This is a genomic window from Emergencia sp. JLR.KK010 (genome assembly GCF_037018265.1).
GTDB lineage: Bacteria > Bacillota > Clostridia > Peptostreptococcales > Anaerovoracaceae > Senimuribacter > Senimuribacter intestinalis.
Genome location: NZ_CP143550.1, coordinates 2,084,282 through 2,105,349 on the forward strand (window position 1 = coordinate 2,084,282; position 21,068 = coordinate 2,105,349).

The window sequence follows — 21,068 nt, forward strand, 5'->3', positions numbered from 1 at the left end:
ATATTTACTCCTTGATGAATTAATATTTCCTTGAACATTCAATTATTTTATCATAAAACAACCCGTTTGTCCATTGATTTAGCGGTCTTTGAAACTTTCTACGGTGTTTTTTATATACTTTTCCAGTTCAGCAGCCTGCCCGGTCTCAAAATAGTAAACTTTTATCTTGGCTTCTGTACCAGAAGGTCTGATGATACACTGGGTTCCATTTTCTAAACAGAAACGGATCACATTGGATTTTGGCAGTCCTGTTTCTCCAAGGAAATCTATCTTTTCTTTGATTTTGTATCCTGCGATAGTATCCCCTATCTCAGCGCGAAAATACTCCATGACCTGTTCCATGGAAAGCTTCCCATAAGGTCCCTCAAAGAAATAATTGACGGTCTTGTCGATACAGAGCCCATGTTCCTCATAAATCTGATGGAGTCTGTCTACAAGATCAAGTCCTTGCTTTTTATAATAGGCGGCCAGACAGGCACAAAGCATAGCGCTGCTGATACCGTCTTTATCTCTGATAAAAGAATCCATCAGATAGCCGTTGCTCTCTTCGAAACCGAAATAGTAATCCTCTGTTCTCCCCTCCTGCTCCAGCTTTGTAATGATTTCCCCAATATACTTAAAACCGGTTAAAGTATCGATTACTTTCAGTCCGTGTTTTTCTGCGATTTTCTCAGCAAGCGGTGTGGTTACAATGCTCTTGACAATAAACTGCCCTGCTTTTGGCGGTTTTACGCTGCAAAGATAATCTAGCATTAAAACCCCCAGCTGATTTCCCGTCAGCAGCACCTTCATGCCATCATGGTAGATGCAAACACCTACTCGATCACAATCAGGATCTGTTGCTACAATCAAATCTCCGCCAACCTGATCCATGGTTCTGAAGCCTTCCGAATAAGCGGTAATTTTCTCCGGATTCGGCGCCGGACAGGTGGCAAAATTCTCATCAGGCATTTCCTGCGCCGCTACAATGACGGTATCTTTCTGCCCGATGGCCTGCAGTACCTTCCTGACGTAAACATTGCCTGTGCCGTTGAGCGGCGTATAAACAAGTTTCAGATCACTTTCCTTAATTTCTTCAATATCAGCTGGGCACATGGAAATGATTTTTTCAATAAAGCTTTCTGATACCCTTCTGGGCACCAGCTGAATGCCTTCGTCTGACGAAGCAATTTCATCGAAATAATCCAGTTTATCGATTTCTCTCAAAATCTCTTCGGGCACGCTGCCCACAATCTGATAACCGTTGCTGTTATATACCTTATAACCATTGAAAATTTTCGGATTGTGACTGGCTGTAATCATAATTCCCATAGTGCAGCCCAGTTCTTTAATGGTATAGGAAAGCAACGACACCGTTGCAAGCTCCGAAAAAAGCCACACCTCTATGCCGTTTCCTCTAAGAACTTTTGCGGTTTCCTCCGCAAAAATTCTGGATTTTCTTCTGGTGTCATAGGCGATGACCACTTTAGGGCGTTCAGTGACTTTATTCAAATAATTGGAAAGCCCTTGGGTAGCCCTTCGCACCACATACTCATTCATACGGTTAGTGCCTGCTCCCAGTATGCCCCGAATGCCGGAAGTTCCAAAACGAAGGCTGGCACAAAAGGAGTCAATGACTTCTTCCTCTTCTTCTGCAAGCTGTGCAAGCTCCGAAAGAAGCTCTATATCGCCGAAGTGCTCAGCCGCCTGCTGCCATCTATGATATTCCTCTATCGCAAAAGTTCTGATTTCTTCTTTATTCATAACGCTGACTTCACGTTCCTCTCTATCTGGTGATAGTAATATTTTAAACGGAATGCAATGTGGGGGCAAGATGTTTTTCGCAGATTTACCAGGTTTTCGCCTAAAAGCACAGTAACTTAACTTAAAATCAATTTAGGGCAAAAAAATGTATAAGAAAATCTCGAAATCTTAACCCAAAATTAGAAAATGCTAAAAAAGTGTATAAGTGAATTCCATATCACACTTCTCAAGCGATCTATAACCGTTCTTTATCTCTGAATCCAACAGAGATTCTTGCATTTTACGTATGTTTTTTCAATGTTTACCTTTAATCTTACGCATAATGCAAGTCGCACATTATTCTTATAAAATTTCTTATACATTTTTTGAAAAACAACGTAATTTAGGTTAAGAATCGCCATACGCAATAAATGCTACACACGGCATCTACAAGAAAAACCCTCTGCACATGCAAAGAGGGTTTTTCTACATTCTATTCGTTTATTCTTCGTACAAATCAATACCGCAGTTGGTATGTACCTTCTGTACGTCATCGTTATCTTCTAAGATGTCGATAAGCTTTCTCAGCTTCTTGATATCGTGCTCTTCGGTCGGCGCGCTTTCCATAGATGGAACAAATTCTACGTCAGATTCTACAAATTCATAGCCTGCGCTTGCCAATGCCTGATATACGTCTGCGTATGCAGATGGTTCAGTGTAAACAGTAAAGCTGTCTTCTTCTGTTACCATGTCGTCTGCACCAGCTTCTAATGCTGCTTCCATCAGAGCGTCTTCGTCGATTCCGTCTGTTTTTTCGATAATAAGAACGCCTTTTCTTGAGAACATGTAAGATACACAGCCTGGAGTACCTAAATTTCCACCGTGCTTATCAAATGTGGAACGAACAAAGGAAGTGGAACGGTTGGTGTTGTCAGTCAGACAATCAACAATGATTGCTACACCACCGGGACCGTAACCTTCAAAGGAAAGTTCTTCGTAAGAAGCGCCGCCCAGTTCTCCTGTACCCTTTTTAATCGCTCTCTGAATATTATCATTAGGCATACTGATTGCCTTTGCTTTTTCGATTGCCACTCTAAGACCTGCATTGTATTCAGGATCTCCACCGTCTTTTGCTGCTACTGTAATAGCCTTAGCATATTTGGTGAACATAGCTGCTCGCTTAGAATCCTGTGCCGCCTTTCTTCCGGCAATTGTACCGTGTCTTCCCATGGAGACACCTCCTATCTTTATCTTTAGAAATTTTCAACTTAAACAGTATACTACACTATAAAAGGATTTTCAACGCATTTTTGAAATTTATCTCCCTATTGCTGCTGCCGCAAGGAGTTAAAAGCTAAGACGATTGAACCAATCATCTATATACCCATCCCTTTTATTATGATGCTTCAGATAGTAAGCATGTTCCCAAACATCCAGTACAAGAATAGGATAATAGCCTATTTCCAACGGATTATCCTGATTGGCAGTGGTGACAATCTCAAGCAGACCGTCTCGATTCGCTACAAGAAATGCATAACCCGAACCGAATACCGACATTGCAGCTTTCTTAAACGCCTCTTTAAACTGCTGAAAGCCACCGAACCTTCTTTCCAGCAGCAAAAGAAACTCTCCGCTGGGCCAGACTGCTGTTTCCGGCGGTGCTAGACGACTGAAATACAGAATATGATTGTAAACGCCGCCCGCGTTATTGCGCACGCCGTCCTGAATTTCTACGGGTAAATTGTCATTCCATTTGATTAGCTGTTCCAGAGTCCAATTGTGCAGCGCAGGATACTGTCTGATGATGATATTGAGATGATCTACGTAGGTCTGTAAATGTGCGTCGTGATGCAGACGCATGGTTTCTTCATCAATAAAAGGTTCCAGTGCATCATAGGCGTAAGGTAGCGGCGGATTTACAAAGGGATAGTGCTGTTTCAAACTTTCTTCCATCTCTGTCCTCCTAAGATAATGTCTTCCTTTCAACATATGAATTCAAACTAAAAAAAGTGTCTGCTCTTTAAATTTCTTAAGAGGGTACAGACACGCCCTTCCATTTGATGAAGGTAAAACAAAAACGCTCTAAACTAAATGGTGGTTTCATTTTGTCAGATTCAGAAAAAGAATTCTACAAATAATAAACCACTTGCTTATCTGATGGCTTTCCTTATACAAAGAAAAGATATAGAGTCAAGCATATGATATACCGCTTGGCTCTATACCTTTTTTTCCATCTAAGATCTCCATTAAGTTTATGCCTAACACAAAGGTTAAATCCCTGAAAAGTTATTAGAGCCGTTTTTTCGAAAACGTCTTTCTATTCTCTTTATAATAATGTTATGGTAATTTTTTCCACTACCTCATCCACAGATATTTTAAAAGCGCCTTTATAAACAGAATCCATTGTACTATCTTGTTCCGGTATCGTACTCGGATTATTTTTCAGCGCATTCTCATTAAAACTAACAATGATTTCATCATCAGTGTATGAGGAAACCTCATAAAGGGCGGAATCCTTATAGAACTGCAAGAGAAAATCAAACAAACTCTGCTCAGAAGAATTTTCAGGTTTTTGTATCAAGCAAGCTGTATCCACTTTCAAATCCGCACCACTTAGCAAATCATCCTCGCTTTCATTCTTGCGAATTTGCGGAAACAAAATGTAATAATATTCTTCATCTTTCTCTAATGTCACAGAACAATCAAAGAGGGCATAACTATGCTTGCTGCGGTAAGGATGATACCACTCCCCCATATCAACAGACTTCTGAAAATCGATGAGTTCCAAATAAGTCACTCCACCCAAGCACTGCATTGTAATCAGGTATCGATTAGAGCCATCATTCCAGCTGCCTAAGGAGGCAACATCTATCACATGAGGCTGCTTCCTGATTAGCCCAATTACTTCATCGATGCCTGCATCTGCACCAAAATGATACTCTGATGGACAGTCTCCAATTCGAAAATGCTCTAAAGGGATTTCTATACTTTTTCCAATCAAAAACGGACTGTATTCCACGACTTCACGCTCTGATAATCCGCTGGGTCTTCCCAGATACTCCAAACCTTTTTCGCCAAGCCGTAGTGCGCCCCAAATAATAAAAGGTGATAATACGATGGCGATAATGCGTCTTGCATTTAATTTATCCATTTTCTAAAGTCCTCAATAATATGTAATTGCACAAGCCGAGGCAATAAATGCTGCTGCTGCAGGACTGCTACATTTTATATGAGTTTTTCCATCCCATCCAAAATGCGCAATTAGATTATTATTGCTGTCATAACCATATACTACAATATCATGATCGGTCGTTCCACTCCCTGAAGGATTGTTAAAACGATCTACATAAACTACCGGAATGTTTCTTACCTTTAATTGTGTAAGAATCCCGTCTATTACTGTTCCCGAAGCAGTCCAATTAACTTTAATCCTGCCGCCTAAAATTTTTGTTAATTTTAGGCTTTTCTAATATTTCTCCCTTATACTTTAACCGTTTATTTTCTGATTGTCAAACTTTCATTCTAAAAATCACAAATAAATCACATATATTAATTAAATATAAAATTGCATTGAATAATGATGCAGTAAAACTACGTACCTTCCAAAAATTAATTCTAAATAAAAAAAGACATAGGATCAAGCATATGGGATTCATCTTGATTCTATGTCCTTTTCTTTTAAAACTCTTATATAAAGCTTTTACGCTAAAGTGTCTGCCCAGCAGAATCACCACTTAGCAGACACCTCTTGTTACTCTCGTTATATTTACTTTTCCATATTCTTATGAGCCGTCGCCATCATCAGCTTAATCCGGTTCAGCTGGTTTACATCGCTGGCTCCCGGATCGTAGTCGATAGCAGCAATATTAGCCTTTGGATTCATCTTTCTGAGTGCTTTCATCATGCCCTTTCCCGTTACATGATTCGGCAGGCACGCAAATGGCTGCAGGCATACGATGTTTTCCACACCGCTGTGAATCAGTTCCACCATTTCACCAGTCAAAAGCCAGCCTTCACCGCACTGATTACCGATAGAACTGATAGCTGACGCTGCTTCCGCCGTTTCCTCGATGTAGGATGGCTCCGTAAAATGCTCGCTCGCAGCAAGAGCGCTTCTCATCGGTTTTCTAAGCCATTCCACAACCTTGATTCCAAGCTGATTTGTCATCATCGCTTTATAAGAGCCTGACAGATTTTCAAAGTTGAATTTTTTGCTGTGCATACCGTAAAGAAAGAAGTCCAGCATGTCGAGAACCACTGCCTCCCCACCTTCCGATTCGATTATACCTACGATGTCGTTGTTGGCGTTAGGGTGATATTTCACCAAAATTTCACCGACTACGCCCACCTTCGGCTTTTTCTCACCAGTTCTTTCAACTTTATCAAAATCTTCTACAATACCTTTGAGATTTCTCTCATATTCCCCTTTGTTAAAGTGAATCACATTATGTATAATTTTGTCATGCCATTTATCCAAAATCTGCTGACAGGTACCTGGCACTTTCTCGTATGGTCTTGTCGCGTACAAAATCCGCATAACAAGATCTCCGTAAACACAGCCAACTGCTAGGCGAAGCCCCATCTTAGCAGTAATCTTAAAGCCCGGATTTTTCTCTAGTCCAACAGCATTAAAAGATACCACCGGAACCTGTACCATATCCAAATCTTTGAGTGCTTTACGCAGAAGCGCCACATAGTTGCTGGCGCGGCATCCACCCCCCGTCTGAGACATGAATACAGCCGTCTTATCCAAATCATATTTTCCTGATTTTAGTGCAGAAATAATCTGTCCCAAAGTCACGATAGTCGGATAGCAAGCATCGTTGTTGATATATTTTAACCCCTCTTCTACCGAATTCTTGTCGACCGGCGGTAAAAGTACCGCATTGTAGCCGCAGGCTTTCATTGCTTCTTCCAAATAAGTAAAATGAATCGGTGACATCTGCGGCACCAAAATATTGTAGTTTTCTCGCATCTCAGCCGTAAAAAGTTTTCGCTCATAAGCCTTAAAGTTTCCGCTTGCCTTGACACCGTTCTTTTCGCGCTCGTCCATAGCCGCTTTCAGGGAACGAATTCTAATTTTTGCTGCGCCGAGATTAGAGCCCTCGTCTATCTTTAAAACTGTGTAAAGTTTATTGCTGTCGCGGCAGATTTCTTCCACCTGATCTGTGGTAACTGCGTCAAGACCGCATCCGAAAGAATTGAGTTGAATCAGCTCCACATCATCGCAGGTGCCTACAAAGCTTGCCGCTTTGTAAAGTCTGGAATGATAAACCCATTGATCCAGCACGCGCAGCGGTCTTGGCAACTGTCCCATGTGCGCCACGGAATCCTCCGAAAGGACAACCATGTCGAAGGAATTAATCAGTTTGTCAATGCCGTGATTGATTTCCGGATCCAGATGATATGGTCTTCCCGACAGAACGACAGCCTTCTTTCCCTTCTGTCTCGCCAATTTCAGTGAGTATTCCCCTTGTTTTCTCACATCGTTTTTAAAGCGAACCTGTTCCTTTCTGGCGCGGCTGACTGCGCGCATGATTTCTTCTTTCTTGATATGAAAATCCTTAAACTCTTTGTAGAGCATATTTGCCAGTTTCAGGTCGTTATCGTAAGGCAGGAACGGGTGAGAAAAACGCACCATGTTTTCTGAAAAGATATCGTCCATATTGTTTGCAATCACTTCCGGATAAGTCGCTACAATTGGGCAGTTATAGTGATTTGGTGCCGTTTCATCTTCGTTGCGTTCATAGTTTAAACATGGATAGAAAATCCACTTCACACCCTCTTCCACAAGCCATTTAATATGTCCGTGAACCATTTTGGCAGGATAACAAGCCGTGTCAGAGGAAATAGTTTCCATTCCCTTCTCGTAGATGGACTTTGTCGACAGCGGCGATAAAACCACTCTGAATTTCAATTCCGTAAAGAAAGTGAACCAGAACGGATAATTTTCGTACATATTCAGTACTCTTGGAATTCCCACCGTGCCGCGCACTGCATCAAAATCAGAAATCGGCTTATATCCAAAGAGTCTCTGCAGTTTATATTCGTAAAGATTCGGCAGTTTGTTCGCGTGCTGCGCGCCTCCTGCCCCTTTTTCGCAGCGATTTCCTGTAATAAATCTGGATCCGTCGCTGAATTTATTAATGGTCAAAATGCATCGGTTTTCACAGCCGTTACATCTGCCGTTGGTATGCTCCACCTGAAAATCTTCCAGCGCTTCTTTGCTGAGCAGAGAGGATTCCGTATCTTCAAGATGGTTTTCCATAGCAATCAGCGCACAGCCATATGCGCCCATCAGTCCTGCAATATCCGGTCTGACAACTTCCTTACCAATGATCTTTTCGATACTTCGCAGCACAGCGTTGTTCATAAAGGTGCCGCCCTGCACTACAATTTTCTCACCAGCCTCTTCTGGGTTCCTGAGCTTAATCACTTTGTACAGCGCATTCTTGATAACCGAATAAGAAAGTCCCGCGGAAATGTCGCCGATGGATGCCCCTTCTTTTTGTGCCTGCTTTACCTTGGAATTCATGAACACTGTACATCTGGTACCAAGGTCTACAGGATTTTCAGCAAAGAGCGCTTCCTCCGCAAATGCATTGGTGTCCAGATTTACAGATTTTGCGTAAGTTTCGAGAAAAGAGCCGCACCCGGAAGAACAAGCCTCGTTAAGCATGATATTGTAAATAGCGCCATCTTTAATCTTCATGCACTTCATATCCTGCCCGCCGATATCCAGAATGAATTCTACGCCTGGCAAAAATTCCTCGGCCGCTTTATAATGAGCCATGGTCTCAATTTCGCCCAAATCCGCCTTAAAAGCCGTCTTAATCAAGCCTTCTCCGTAACCGGTCACGCAAGTATTTGCAATAAAGGCATTCTGCGGCAGCAGCGAATAAAGCTCTTTGAGCATGGTCTTAACCGCTTCCAGCGGATTTCCTTCGTTGCTTCTGTAGAAGGAATATAACAGATTTTTGTCGGAGTCAATCAGGGTCGCCTTAGTGGTTGTGGAACCAGCGTCAATGCCTAGAAAAGTCTCTTCCTTAGCGCGTTTGATATCTTTCCTGCGAATCTTGTGCTGGTTATGACGGTTTATAAATGCGTTATACGCTTCTTTATTAATAAACAGCGGTTCGATATGTTTGGTCTCAGAAAGCTGACTTGAATCAGATCCTTTGATTAGCTCGGCAATTTCTCCCAATGAAATCTGTTTTCTGGTTTCTGCCAGCATAGCTGCACCGATGGCGACAAAATACTTGGAATCCTCTGGAAAAATCACTTCCTCCGGCTTTAATTCCAATGTTTCAATGAATCTTTTACGAAGCTCAGACAAAAAGGACAGCGGTCCGCCTAGAAATGCTACGTTCCCTTTGATGGTATGTCCGCAAGCAAGTCCGCTGATGGTCTGGTTAACCACAGCCTGAAAAATGGAAGCAGCTAAATCCTCTATTGCCGCACCTTCATTAATCAGAGGCTGAATATCCGTCTTTGCAAAAACGCCGCAGCGAGCTGCAATAGGATAAATCATCTTTACGTTCTTTGCTGCCTCATTAAGTCCCCCTGCATCAGTATTCAAAAGCACCGCCATCTGGTCAATAAACGCGCCCGTGCCACCTGCACAGGTTCCGTTCATTCGCTGCTCAATAGTAGCGCCGTAAAATGTAATCTTTGCGTCTTCGCCACCAAGTTCTATAGCAACATCTGTATCAGGAATCAGAGTCTCCACCGCTTTACTGCAGGCGATAACCTCCTGTTCAAAGGAAACACCCAGAAGATTTGCTAGGGAAAGACCGCCAGAGCCTGTAATAACAGGTCTGATTTCTATGGAACCAAACTGGGCATACATTTCCTCTATGAGTTCTTTTACTTTTTCAAAAACGTTAGACATATGCCTCTCATAACGGGTATATGTAATTTCGTTTTTTTCGTCAAGTAAAACAAGTTTGACGGTAGTTGAGCCTACGTCAATTCCTAACTTCATAATCTTACCTCTTATTTGTGTAATTGAGTATTTTATAATTTTAACACCAGAATTCGACCTTTTTCAAGGTTTAATTTAGTACTAATTTCTGGTTGTATCGCCTGATTTCCTATGTTAGAATGAATTGTTATGAAAAGTACAATCAAAAAAAGAACTTATCAGGCAATCTACCGATTGCTGGACAGGGTTTCTCCTGTTCCTTATGACTGCGGAACTCTTTGCGGTGCCATCTGCTGCAGCTGTGGTAATGACGATGAAAACCTCGGTATTTATCTCCTTCCCGGCGAAGATAAAGTCCACGACCGAACAGACGATTGGCTCACATGGAGTGCAGAATACGCCGAGGATTATGAATTCCCGGAGTCTTGGAGCGGCAAAGTTTACTTTGTACGATGCAAAACGCCGCCAATCTGTCCCAGAGAAAAAAGGCCCATGCAATGCAGAACCTTTCCTTTAACGCCTCATATTGACGAAGACGGTGTATTATCTCTGGTACGAAATGACAGCGACCTGCCCTACAGCTGTCCTCTAATCACAGAAGAAATGGAGCTGAATCCTGCTTTTGTCAAGGCAACTTATACCTGTTGGAAACATCTTCTGCGAGATCCGCTTATTTACGACCTTGTCAAAGAAGATTCCGAATATCGCCAATACCGGGAATACGAAGAATTTCAAGACCTTGAATGGTAAATTACAAGGTCTTGATTTCTTTTTTGTATAATCTGATAAGCATAATTGCCGCATAAACGACGCCGATAATCTCCGCCAGCGGAAAAGACGCCCAAGACGCCGTCACACCTGCTGTGTGGTAAATGATATAAGCCAGCGGCAAAATACCGACAAGCTGACGTAAAAGGGATCCTATTAAACTATATACCCCATGACCGGTTCCCTGAAACAGCGTCGATGACATAATACCAAAGGCTGCCGGAATAAAGCAGATACTGATGATTCTCAGCGCCGGCACACCCATTTCCATCATCTCATCGTCCGCACTAAACATTTTCAGGAAAACCTCTGGGAATAAATGGAATAAAATAGTACCGATTGCCATAATTACCAGTGCAGTAATCTGCGCTTTCTTGTAAGTCTCCATCAGACGATGTCTGTCCCTTGCACCAAAGTTATAGCCCATAATCGGCATAGCGCCCTGATTGAGACCGAACACCGGCATAAAGATAAAGGACTGCAGCTTGTAATAAACGCCCAGTACCGCAACGGCTGTTGCTGAAGTCGCTAAGATGGCATTGTAGCCTAGCAGCATAACAGAACCGATTGCCTGCATGATGATAGATGGAAGGCCTACGCCGTAGATATCTTTTACCACAGCCCAGTCGATTTTGAAGCCTTTCAACTGGATTTTCACCTCGTGCTCTTTTCTAAAGAACATGAAGATTGCAACGCACATACCCACTGCCTGACCAGTAACTGTTGCAATAGCTGCACCGGCAATACCAAGTTTTGGCATACCGAAAAGTCCAAAAATCAAAATCGGATCCAAAACCAAATTGGTCAGTGCACCGCTCAAACTGATAATCATCGGAGCTATCATATTGCCTGTCGCCTGCAGCACTTTCTCAAGCTGAATCTGAATCATGCTAAAGAGGCTGCAAATGGTAATAATTCTAAGATATGTAACGCCACCCTCAAAGATGATAGTATCATCTGTATACGCACGCATAAACGGACTGGCAAGACAAATACCTACCAATGCAAAAATCAGAAAGTTAAAAAGCCCAATTCTGATACTGGTTGAGGCTGCCTTATTGGCTTCATCAAATCGCTTAGCACCCAGTCTTCTGGAAATCAGAGAATTTACGCCGACAGAACTACCCACAGCCATGGAAATCATCAGCATTTGAATTGGCATTACAAGAGATACGGCTGTCAGCGCTTTCTGACTGACCATTGCTACGAACATGCTGTCCACTACGTTGTAAAGAGCATTGATGGTCATAGAAAGAATGGCTGGCCATGCCATGGAAGCGAGTAGCTTTCCAACTGGCTCCGTACCCATTTTGTTGCCTTGAATTTCTTTTTCGTTTGTCATAACATCTCCTCCCTCCTATCATATATAAACAAAATAAAACGGAAATACTGCGTATTTCCTGAAATAAAGTATGGGCAAACCTATAAGCCGGGTTCTGTATTAGACAATCATCTATCTGAGGCGTAACATTACTGCACGCTCTTGCGGTCTACCTACCGGGCAGCGACGGGCCGTCGCTTTTGCGCCCTATTTGACCTTGCTCCGGATGGGGTTTACACGGCCGTCATGTCTCCATGACGCCGGTGAGCTCTTACCTCACCATTTCAACCTTACCACGGCATAACCCGTTTCGGCGGAATGTTTCTGTTGCACTTTCCCTATAGTTACCTACGCCGGACGTTATCCGGCATCCTCGCCCTATGGAGCCCGGACTTTCCTCATGCATCGCTGCACGCGATTGTCTGGTTTACCCATAACCATGTAATTATAGCATAAATCAATTATAAATTCCAGTCTTTTTTGTGGACAGCCACGGAAAACCACGCGTTGAATGCGTGGCTGGCTTTTTGTTTAAAAATTAGAATTCGATTATAATTAGGGGACTGAAACTGCTGACAGGTATGAATTAAATGCAGCCGAACGGATTCAAATCCAGCTGCGATTCCAAAACCTCTAAATCGGTTCCAAAAGTCGCTTCCCGCAGCATGTCAGCCATATTCCCAGTAAATATCTTTTCACTTCCATAGTGCCCAATGTCAAGGACACAAATGCCGGCTTCCTTCGCCATCTGCGCCTCATGATATTTCAAATCGCCCGTAATATAAAGGTCGCAGCTTTCTTTCTTCGCATCTAAAATAAATTCACTGCCGGCGCCAGTACACCAGCCGACGGTTTTAATTTGTCTGGTTAAGTCGCCGACCCATCTAAAATACCGCTCCTCCATCGTAAGCTCCTCTGAAACCTTGCGAATCAGTTCCGCAAAAGTCATATCAAAAGGCGTCTGTCCTTTGCGGCAGAAACCGTTATCTGCATCAAAGGGATGTACACCCTGAAATTCTAAAAGAAGACCAAAATAATCATTGTTACCGTCTTTTAATTTATCAAAGCTAGTGTGACAGGAATAGACGGAAATGCCTGCCTGAATCAGTCGAATCAAGTAATTTCCAATCACATCTGTCTGTTCAATTTTCTTGATTCCGCTAAAAAGTAGCGGATGATGGGTCAAAATCATCTGCGCGCCGCAAGCGGCGGCTTCATCAATTACTGCACCGGTAACCTCTAAAGATACCAGCACAGTATCTATTTCTGCCGCCCCCATATCCAGCTGAAAACCACAGTTATCCCAGCTTTCAGCTGACTCAGAAGGACAGATTTCCTCGATAACGGCAGTCAATCTTTCTTTATTCATTCGCTGCCTCCCATTCCTTAATTAACGCTTCCAGTCTCACAATTCTATCTCTGGTTTCTTTACTCTGCTGTTGTACATCTTTCGCGTTCTCTTCGATTTTACCCAGAATCTGATATTCAGTTTCGAGGTGTTTCTGCAGATATTCCCCTGTCAATACGCCTCCAAAAGCAATAAGCGAAGCAGGATATTCAAATTCCGCACTATAAACAGGCTGCGGATTTTCCGCTGTAAAAACTGGTATCGGTCCGCTTTCAACGGTCAAAATCTCACAGAGAAACTTTCCCTCTCTGACGATTCCTTCCTTTACGATGGAAAAACCATTGCATGCCAGAAAGTGTCTAAGTCTGCCAGGGTTATTTCTCGGCTGCAGAATATATCTTTTAATAGACCGGCTTTTTTTTAGATTCCATTTAAGCATGTCTGCAATGAGAAGACCTCCCATGCCCGCCATGACAACCACATCAACTTCCCCATCGGAAAGAACATCGATGCCGTCGCCGAGGCGCAATTCGTAGTCGCCTTTAGGCTTCACCAGTTTACAGTTGGTTTCTGCCTTTTTTAAAGAACCGCCGCTGACATCGGTCATAATCACTTTTGGACATTTATGCTTTTCCATTAAATACAGTGGCAAGAAACCATGGTCGCACCCAATGTCCGCCATGGTTTCTCCTTTTCTTATTTCGTCAGCGATATATTGCAATCTCTCGCTTAATTTCATCTTTCGTTACTCCAGATAATCCTTTAATTTCTTACTTCTGCTTGGGTGTCTCAGCTTTCTAAGCGCCTTTGCCTCAATCTGTCTGATTCTTTCTCTTGTTACGTCAAATTCCTTGCCGACTTCCTCTAAGGTCCTGGAACGTCCATCTTCAAGACCGAAACGCAGTTTCAGCACCTTCTGTTCTCTCTCTGTTAAAGTGTCCAGCACTTCTACAAGCTGTTCTTTCAGCATGGAAAATGCCGCAGCTTCAGCCGGTGCTGGTACATCATCATCTGGAATAAAATCTCCCAAATGACTGTCTTCTTCTTCACCGATTGGAGTTTCCAGCGATACAGGTTCCTGTGCAATCTTCTGAATTTCTCTAACCTTGTCTACAGAAATACCCATTTCCTTTGCGATTTCTTCCGGGCTCGGCTCTCTTCCATAAGTCTGCAGCAGCTGTCTGGATACGCGAATCAGCTTATTGATAGTTTCTACCATATGCACCGGAATTCTAATGGTTCTCGCCTGGTCAGCGATGGATCTGGTAATTGCCTGACGAATCCACCATGTTGCATAAGTGGAAAATTTGTACCCTTTGCGATAATCAAACTTATCAACAGCTTTAATCAGTCCCAGATTTCCCTCCTGAATCAAATCCAGGAACAGCATCCCTCTGCCCACATAGCGTTTTGCAATGCTGACTACAAGACGAAGGTTTGCTTCACAAAGCTTTTTCTTTGCTTCCTCGTCCCCTTTTTCCATTCTCTGAGCCAGTTCGATTTCCTCATCGGCACTGAGAAGAGGTACCTTTCCGATTTCCTTCAGATACATTCTGACAGGATCGTCTACAGCAATTCCTTTTGGCAAAGTCGCTTCGATATCGATTTCACCGGTTTCGGTCATAACAATGCCGTCATCTTCTTCATTGCCGTCAAAATCATCATCCCTGTCCATCATGGAAGGAAAATCTTCAGGTTCTGTTTCGCTGGCAATCTCAATGTCCTTAGAAAGCAGCGCTTCATAGATTTCGTCTACCACATTCTTGTCCAAATCAAAAGAATCTAAATAATCCGCCATATCCGTATAGGTCAGAATATTTTTCTTTGTCTTAGCTTTTTTGACTAGCTGACTGATGAGTTCGTTCTTAATTTGTTCTGGGCTCATGCCTGCAAAGGTTTCATTTAAATTGTTTGCTTTTTTTGTTTCTGTGCTCATTCTACATCTCCCTATTGTTGGTTTTTAAGTTCTCGTTGCACTTTCATAAGCTGATCGGTCAGTTCCATAATTCTATCCTGATTATCATTTTCGTCTGCCATGGAAAGAAGCGTCAAAAGCTTCTGCTCTTCTCTGGTCAACCGCTCATGGTTCCACGTTCTGATACAGTCGTGAAATACCTGTTCCTCGTTGCCGACGACTACATGATTCAAAACTTCTTGCAGCCCTGCAGCTCCTTCATCGGAAAGCCCGTCCATAATCTGGTTCAAATCAATGAAATGATGATGTGCATAGCTTTCTGCAAGAAGCTGATAAATCTTCAGGGCAAATTCACTTTCTAAAATTCCCGGATAGTCTACTAGCCTGTCTATATATCTTTCTTCCGTCAGTAAAACTTTCAACAGTGTTTTCTCTATGGGTTTCAGTGCCACATGCTCTACTTCCTCCTGTTGTGAGCGCTGTTCGCGAACCGGTGCAGACCGTTGCTGCGTCTTTTGTGTATTATCATTTCCTAAAAGTTCCATTCTAATCGCACCTTCTGCAATTTTCAGGTCTTTAGACAGTTTTTTTATGTAAATTTCCTGTTCAACAGGACTCATCTGGCGCAAAATATCAATAGCCTTCTTCATGTAGTCGATTTTGTCTTCATCCTGTGATAAATCAAAACCCACTTTAGCCGATTCCAAACGGTAGTCTCCATAAGGCAGTGCCCCATCTATCAGCTTTAGAAACGCCGTCTTTCCGTTTTTCTTAACATATTCGTCTGGGTCTTTTCCATCGGTAACATGAAGCACCTTGACCTTGCAGTCTTCTTTCTTTAGAATTTCAAGACCTCTAAGAGCAGCTGCCCGTCCAGCATTATCAGCATCATAAGAAAGAACCACATCCTTGGTATATCGCTTAATCAGTTTTGCCTGATTCTCCGTCAGCGCAGTTCCAAGAGAAGCTGCCACATTCTCTACACCGCTCTGATACAGAGCAATCACATCCATATATCCTTCAACTAGAATAATAAAATTTTCTTTGCCTACACTCTGTCTGGAAATATTCAGACCATAAAGATTATTCTTCTTCTGAAAAATCCTGCTTTCAGGCGAATTCAAATATTTGGGATTATCACCCGGATCAATAGCTCTTCCCCCAAAGCCGATGACCTTGCCGGAGGTATTAATGATTGGGAAAATGACCCGATTTCTAAATTTATCGTAGTATTTTCCTTTGCTTTCTGATACCAGCCCCAGCTCTACCATAATCTTTTTATCGACGCCCTGTGACAACAGGTACTGATACAAGCTATCCCACTGCTCATCGGCATATCCGATACCAAACTTCTTCAAAATAGCAGGTGCTATCTCCCTGCGCTTCATATAAGCGTAGCCTTTATTTGCCTTTTCCGTAAAGGAGCGATAAAAGAAATTGGCCGCCAGTTTGTTAACCTTGTAATAAATATCTCTATTGTCACTGCGAGCATTTCTCTCTACGGTAATGCCCTCTTCGGCAGCGATTTTCTCTACCGCCTCAGAAAAATCCAGATTATAATAGCGTTTTACATATTCGATGACATCACCGGTCGCCCCACAGCCAAAGCAGGTAAAAATCTGCTTCTGCTCGGAGACAACAAAAGAAGGCGTCTTCTCATTGTGAAACGGACAACAACCTTTATAGTTGGAACCTGCTCGTTTCAGAGGCACGCTTCTTCCTACGACATCTACAATATTCACTTGATTTTTCAAATTTTCTATGGTAGAACTTGAAAAACTCATAGTCTGTCTCCCGATTTTGTCTTCCTATTAGTACTATTCTACAAAAAACAGACTTTTCCTTTATTTTTTTTTAAAAAACTCTTGACAAATTTTAGGAGCTATTTCCACTCTCTCGGCACGAACAAATCAGCGTAAAGATTTAGTGCATACCGGTCGGTCATGCCAGCCACGTAATCTTTTACTACAACGTGGATATCATCACAGTCAAGAAGCTGTGCGTGGTCCTCCGGAAGTTTTTCCGGATATTGCAGAAAATAATTGTAAAGAGAACTGATAACAACCTCTACTTTTGCCAGATCTTCTTCTTTCTTAACCCGTTGGCTTCTGTAAACATTTTCAAACATAAAATTACGCAACAGGTTAAGCTGCGCACCATGTTCCTCGTCCATGGAAACCTTGTCTCTACCATCACTAAAGGACACCACGTTGGAAACCATGCAGTCAATCCTTTCTCTGTGACCCTTTCCAAACATGGCGATTGCATCCTTTGGCAAATCCTCCAAAGTGATGACTCCGCTTCGCACGGCATCGTCAATATCGTGATTTATGTAGGCAATCCTGTCACTGATCTTTACAATCTGCCCTTCTAAGGTCGCCGCTGGAAGACTTCCTGTGTGATTTAGTATGCCGTCTTTCACTTCAAAGGTCAAATTCATGCCTTTTCTGCTTGGGGTAGATTCCAGCACTTCCACCACCCGAAGGCTTTGCTCATTGTGTCTAAAACCACCTGGATGCACATCGTTGAGAACCATTTCTCCATTGTGCCCAAAAGGAGTATGACCAAGATCATGTCCCATAGCAATAGCTTCTGTTAAGTCCTCGTTGAGCCCCAGGCTTCTTGCGATAGTACGTGCAACCTGAGACACCTCTAAAGTGTGAGTCAAACGAGTTCTGTAATGGTCTCCCTCCGGCGAAAGAAACACCTGAGTCTTGTGCATTAGCCTGCGGAAAGACTTGGAATGGATAATTCTATCTCTGTCTCTCTGAAATTCCGTCCGGAATTTGCAAGGCTCTTCAAAAACATCCCGTCCTTTAGATTTGCCAGAGCGACTGGCTCCCGGTGCCAGCAATTCTTCTTTTTTCTCTAAATCTTCACGATGTAACATCTTTATACTCCTGTATGTCCAAAGCCGCCGGCACCCCTTTCAGTTTCTGAAAGTGTTTCTGCCGGAACAAGCTCCGCCTGTTCATATTTACAAATCACAACCTGGGCAATTCTAAGCCCGTCTGTTACTGTAAAGGCTTCCTGCCCCCAGTTAATCAGCGGTACCTTTATTTCGCCCCTGTAGTCGCTGTCGATGGTACCAATTCCATTGACAAGACCGATTCCATTCTTGATAGAAAGACCGCTCCTTGCCCGAACCTGCGCTTCATATCCAAGCGGAATTTCCATATAAATTCCCGTTGGAATCAGGCTCCTTTCTCCTGGCTGCAGAGTAATGGGCTCCTTCAAATGAGCAGCGATGTCAAATCCTGCAGAGCCTGCTGTCTCATACCTCGGAAGCCTTCCGCTTTCTGAAATCATTTTTATTTTCATTTGTAGTATTCCTTTCGCCGCAAATTATCTGCCCATAAATCCTTTCAGATTTACCTCGTCTCTGGTAACTGCTGCTGCAGAATAGGTTTCAAAGTCACAAATTAAGCTTTTCACGCTCTCAATATCGTCTATAGTAACCGCATTAAACCCCGCTATGACCTCTTCTCCAGTTAGAATTGGATTCCCCAAAAGCAGATTCTTACCATTTTTAAACATGTGACCCGCCACGTTTTCCTGACCAAAGATATAGGAAGCTTTCAGCTGTTCTCTGGAAGATTCCAGTTCCTCCTCTGTCACTCCATGAGCTGCAATCTCAGCAAGCTCCTCCCTGATTCCACCAATGGCTTCTTTGATTTTGTCATGGCTGACACCGGCATAAATATTAAAATAGCCATCGTTTTTGAAAGAGCCTGCCATAGAGTAAACTGAATAAGCAAGGCCTTTCTGCTCTCTGATATTCTGAAAGAGCCTGGAGCTCATGCTGCCACCCAGAATATTATTCAGGATAGAGAACGCATAGTATCTGCTGTCATTCAATGGCAATCCTTTTACGGCAAGACAAATATGGGACTGCTCGATGTCCTTGGTAATTACTTTGTACGCTGGTGTATAAACAGAAACAGTGCTTTCTTTTTCTGGTTTAGATTCTTTCAAACCAGTCAATTTGTCATCGAAGTAAGCGCATACATCATCCGGTTCAAAATTTCCAGCTACAGAAATTACAATATGGTCTCGCGTGTATTCACTGTTAAAATAATCTTTAATGACATCTCTTGAAATATTCTCCAACGAAGCCGGGGTTCCGATAATTGAATTTCCCAGGGCGGAACCTTTAAACACCATAGAAGTGATGGTATCATGAGCCAAATCATCGGGCGCATCCTGAGTCATTTTGATTTCCTCGCAGATGACTTGACGTTCTCTATCCATTTCCGCCTTGTCAAAGAGCGAAGAAGACAGCATATCGACAATTACGTCAGCCGCCTGCTTATAATTGCTGTAAATCGCTTTTACATAATAGCAGGTTGCTTCTTTGCCTGTAAACGCATTAATCTGACCGCCGATTTTATCAATATCTGCAGCAATCTGTTTCGCTGTTCTGTTCTCAGTGCCTTTGAACATCATATGTTCGATAAAATGAGAAATACCCGCATATTTTGCTTCTTCGTCTACTGCACCTGCCTTTACCCAAATTCCAATGGCAACAGACTGCACATATGGAATCTGTTCCATCACTACTCTGACTTTAGAATTTAATTCTTTTGTAATTACCATCGTATTAACTCCTTTTCGACTGAATTAGTAATAGTACCAGTATAATAGCAATGCCAATCAAGGCAATATTTTCTACTGTTTTGCCAAAGGCCTGACCTAAAATACCGGTCACTAATATAATTAACGCAAATACCAGAAAGACGCCCAGATAAATCGCCAGATTAACTTTAAATCTGCCTGCCTCTTTTTGTTCTGTCCGCTCTTTGCTATCCCTTGGCTGTGTCTCTTTTTCCAAATTGTTATCCATTTATGTTCCTTTTCTTCCCCTTGCGCATATATTGCTATGTGCGTTTCACCATCATTTTTTTAATTGTAACACAAAACGCGACCAAATCATATACTTATCTAGAAAGATTATATAACCTACAAGGAGGTAATTTTATGAGTTGCTTTGGAACAAGAGTAACACCGGACCTCTATCAGAATTGTTGTAATGCCAATAATTTGTGTGAGTTCGACGGCGATATGAGCAGCGTTGTCACTGCTCCCATCTACGTGCAGCAGGTTTTTGACGCAGTAAAATTCAATCTGCAGGGAATGAAAACTTTTAACGAGCAGACTTTCCAGCCGTGTCTTCCACCCGGACACAGAATTAAACGTGTCATAGATATCAGGTGTAAGCGAGTTTTTATCCCAGATAATGTTGATGACCCAAGAAACCTTTCTCTGGATGTAGATACCGGCATTTCCGGCGCTACTTTCCTAAAAGACAGACAGGGCAATTTCCTGAATGTGGTTGGTGCAGATGGTACATATTCCGAGCGGATTATGTATGCGGAAAGCTCTGACTGTGATGAGCAGTGCATGGGCACTCCGGTATTCGGCACGCAGTGCGTTGCTATTTCTGGTAATATTATTATCGAGCTGGATTTACTTCTTTGCGACAGCTGTAACAACGAAACCTGTTTCACTGTCTGCACTGAAGTATGCATTGCTTCACAAAACCAGCCTATGGTACTGACCAACTTCTTTGAAATTTGCATGCCATCTTCTATCGACACCGCTTTCCTGCCTCGCTTTACGGAGTTCTGCAATTCCGCCTGTGAAGCACGCCTTGCAACCAACAACTGCGGCAGAGATCTGAACGTGGACTGCAATGGACAGATTTCCGGAAATCTTATCGTTGCCATTTGTCTAACCTGTGAAAAGAAAATTGTCGTACCGGTACAGCTTTGCGTTCTTACCACCGGTTACGTCGATGCACCTCTGCAGCAAAATGCCATCTGCACAACTTTCCCAAGTCTGTTCCCTGGAACCATTTCAGGAAATAATGCAGGCAGCACGCAGCCACAGGCAGAGTCTTGTGATCCATGCTGTGATCCATGCGATTGCAAGCCGGCCTGCTGTGACCCATGCGAACCGTGTGAACCGTGCTGCGAACCATGCGAGCCGTGTCCGCCGCCATGTGACTGCAACCCTTGCGAACCGCCAAGAAGACCGCAGCCAAGACATTAATAATGACCTAAAGTACAAA

The 21,068-nt window shown here is 42.8% G+C and carries 16 protein-coding genes and 1 other RNA gene; 2 read left to right on the plus strand and 15 right to left on the minus strand.

Annotation, left to right across the window (positions count from 1 at the left end; genetic code table 11):
- Positions 1-78: 78 nt before the first annotated feature.
- The 5 genes from V1225_RS09995 to V1225_RS10015 form a co-directional block, all read right to left on the minus strand.
- Complete coding sequence (locus V1225_RS09995; protein WP_251630384.1) at positions 79-1,743, minus strand: phospho-sugar mutase; 1,665 nt, start codon at positions 1,741-1,743, stop codon at positions 79-81.
- 480 nt (positions 1,744-2,223) lie between these two features.
- Positions 2,224-2,952 carry a YebC/PmpR family DNA-binding transcriptional regulator gene (locus V1225_RS10000; protein ID WP_160201402.1) on the minus strand — a complete coding sequence of 243 codons (729 nt, stop codon included), beginning with the start codon at positions 2,950-2,952 and terminating at the stop codon, positions 2,224-2,226.
- A 117-nt stretch (positions 2,953-3,069) separates the two neighbouring features.
- A complete protein-coding gene (locus V1225_RS10005) occupies positions 3,070-3,675 on the minus strand; it encodes a superoxide dismutase (protein ID WP_338546308.1) in 606 nt (201 codons plus the stop codon).
- 373 nt (positions 3,676-4,048) lie between these two features.
- A complete protein-coding gene (locus tag V1225_RS10010; RefSeq protein ID WP_338546310.1) occupies positions 4,049-4,873 on the minus strand; it encodes a hypothetical protein in 825 nt (274 codons plus the stop codon).
- 615 nt (positions 4,874-5,488) lie between these two features.
- On the minus strand, positions 5,489-9,706 hold the full coding sequence (locus tag V1225_RS10015; protein ID WP_338546312.1) for an acyl-CoA dehydratase activase-related protein: 4,218 nt from the start codon (positions 9,704-9,706) through the stop codon (positions 5,489-5,491).
- Between the two features lie 129 nt (positions 9,707-9,835).
- Here V1225_RS10015 and V1225_RS10020 point away from each other — a divergent pair, with 129 nt between their 5' ends.
- Positions 9,836-10,396, plus strand: coding sequence for a hypothetical protein (locus V1225_RS10020; RefSeq protein WP_338546314.1), 561 nt, complete (start codon positions 9,836-9,838; stop codon positions 10,394-10,396).
- Position 10,397: 1 nt separating this feature from the next.
- Here the strand turns inward: V1225_RS10020 and V1225_RS10025 are convergent, their stop codons facing one another.
- The 10 genes from V1225_RS10025 to V1225_RS10070 form a co-directional block, all read right to left on the minus strand.
- Positions 10,398-11,756 carry an MATE family efflux transporter gene (locus tag V1225_RS10025; RefSeq protein WP_161908484.1) on the minus strand — a complete coding sequence of 453 codons (1,359 nt, stop codon included), beginning with the start codon at positions 11,754-11,756 and terminating at the stop codon, positions 10,398-10,400.
- Between the two features lie 67 nt (positions 11,757-11,823).
- Positions 11,824-12,169, minus strand: an RNA gene (rnpB, locus tag V1225_RS10030) — RNase P RNA component class A.
- 152 nt (positions 12,170-12,321) lie between these two features.
- The gene (locus V1225_RS10035; RefSeq protein ID WP_160201398.1) at positions 12,322-13,104 is read right to left on the minus strand and encodes a Nif3-like dinuclear metal center hexameric protein; all 783 of its coding nucleotides are present in this window, start codon (positions 13,102-13,104) and stop codon (positions 12,322-12,324) included.
- Complete coding sequence (locus V1225_RS10040) at positions 13,097-13,822, minus strand: class I SAM-dependent methyltransferase (RefSeq protein WP_160201397.1); 726 nt, start codon at positions 13,820-13,822, stop codon at positions 13,097-13,099. The genes V1225_RS10035 and V1225_RS10040 overlap by 8 nt, the downstream gene beginning before the upstream one ends.
- 6 nt (positions 13,823-13,828) lie before the next feature.
- Positions 13,829-14,968, minus strand: coding sequence for an RNA polymerase sigma factor RpoD (gene rpoD / locus V1225_RS10045; RefSeq protein WP_161908532.1), 1,140 nt, complete (start codon positions 14,966-14,968; stop codon positions 13,829-13,831).
- A 62-nt stretch (positions 14,969-15,030) separates the two neighbouring features.
- Positions 15,031-16,782, minus strand: coding sequence for a DNA primase (dnaG, locus tag V1225_RS10050; RefSeq protein ID WP_160201396.1), 1,752 nt, complete (start codon positions 16,780-16,782; stop codon positions 15,031-15,033).
- Between the two features lie 98 nt (positions 16,783-16,880).
- Positions 16,881-17,888 (minus strand): deoxyguanosinetriphosphate triphosphohydrolase, encoded by a 1,008-nt coding sequence (locus V1225_RS10055; RefSeq protein ID WP_338546317.1) that lies wholly within the window; start codon positions 17,886-17,888, stop codon positions 16,881-16,883.
- Positions 17,889-17,890: 2 nt separating this feature from the next.
- The gene (gene dut / locus V1225_RS10060) at positions 17,891-18,319 is read right to left on the minus strand and encodes a dUTP diphosphatase (protein ID WP_160201392.1); all 429 of its coding nucleotides are present in this window, start codon (positions 18,317-18,319) and stop codon (positions 17,891-17,893) included.
- A 24-nt stretch (positions 18,320-18,343) separates the two neighbouring features.
- Positions 18,344-19,594 (minus strand): pitrilysin family protein, encoded by a 1,251-nt coding sequence (locus tag V1225_RS10065; protein ID WP_160201391.1) that lies wholly within the window; start codon positions 19,592-19,594, stop codon positions 18,344-18,346.
- Positions 19,595-19,598: 4 nt separating this feature from the next.
- Complete coding sequence (locus V1225_RS10070) at positions 19,599-19,841, minus strand: hypothetical protein (protein ID WP_160201390.1); 243 nt, start codon at positions 19,839-19,841, stop codon at positions 19,599-19,601.
- A 134-nt stretch (positions 19,842-19,975) separates the two neighbouring features.
- Between V1225_RS10070 and V1225_RS10075 the strand changes: the two genes are divergently transcribed.
- Positions 19,976-21,049 (plus strand): hypothetical protein, encoded by a 1,074-nt coding sequence (locus V1225_RS10075; protein WP_160201389.1) that lies wholly within the window; start codon positions 19,976-19,978, stop codon positions 21,047-21,049.
- Positions 21,050-21,068 lie beyond the last annotated feature (19 nt).

Excerpts from the sequence above, each read along its gene's own strand:
- dnaG (WP_160201396.1), bottom strand. The coding sequence starts at position 16,782 with ATGAGTTTTTCAAGTTCTACCATAGAAAATTTGAAAAATCAAGTGAAT.
- rpoD (WP_161908532.1), bottom strand. The coding sequence starts at position 14,968 with ATGAGCCCAGAACAAATTAAGAACGAACTCATCAGTCAGCTAGTCAAA.
- dut (WP_160201392.1), bottom strand. The coding sequence starts at position 18,319 with ATGAAAATAAAAATGATTTCAGAAAGCGGAAGGCTTCCGAGGTATGAG.
- V1225_RS10040 (WP_160201397.1), bottom strand. The coding sequence starts at position 13,822 with ATGAAATTAAGCGAGAGATTGCAATATATCGCTGACGAAATAAGAAAA.
- V1225_RS10005 (WP_338546308.1), bottom strand. The coding sequence starts at position 3,675 with ATGGAAGAAAGTTTGAAACAGCACTATCCCTTTGTAAATCCGCCGCTA.
- V1225_RS10035 (WP_160201398.1), bottom strand. The coding sequence starts at position 13,104 with ATGAATAAAGAAAGATTGACTGCCGTTATCGAGGAAATCTGTCCTTCT.
- V1225_RS10065 (WP_160201391.1), bottom strand. The coding sequence starts at position 19,594 with ATGGTAATTACAAAAGAATTAAATTCTAAAGTCAGAGTAGTGATGGAA.
- V1225_RS10020 (WP_338546314.1), top strand. The coding sequence starts at position 9,836 with ATGAAAAGTACAATCAAAAAAAGAACTTATCAGGCAATCTACCGATTG.
- V1225_RS10000 (WP_160201402.1), bottom strand. The coding sequence starts at position 2,952 with ATGGGAAGACACGGTACAATTGCCGGAAGAAAGGCGGCACAGGATTCT.
- V1225_RS09995 (WP_251630384.1), bottom strand. The coding sequence starts at position 1,743 with ATGAATAAAGAAGAAATCAGAACTTTTGCGATAGAGGAATATCATAGA.
- V1225_RS10025 (WP_161908484.1), bottom strand. The coding sequence starts at position 11,756 with ATGACAAACGAAAAAGAAATTCAAGGCAACAAAATGGGTACGGAGCCA.
- V1225_RS10010 (WP_338546310.1), bottom strand. The coding sequence starts at position 4,873 with ATGGATAAATTAAATGCAAGACGCATTATCGCCATCGTATTATCACCT.
- V1225_RS10055 (WP_338546317.1), bottom strand. The coding sequence starts at position 17,888 with ATGTTACATCGTGAAGATTTAGAGAAAAAAGAAGAATTGCTGGCACCG.
- V1225_RS10075 (WP_160201389.1), top strand. The coding sequence starts at position 19,976 with ATGAGTTGCTTTGGAACAAGAGTAACACCGGACCTCTATCAGAATTGT.
- V1225_RS10070 (WP_160201390.1), bottom strand. The coding sequence starts at position 19,841 with ATGGATAACAATTTGGAAAAAGAGACACAGCCAAGGGATAGCAAAGAG.
- V1225_RS10015 (WP_338546312.1), bottom strand. The coding sequence starts at position 9,706 with ATGAAGTTAGGAATTGACGTAGGCTCAACTACCGTCAAACTTGTTTTA.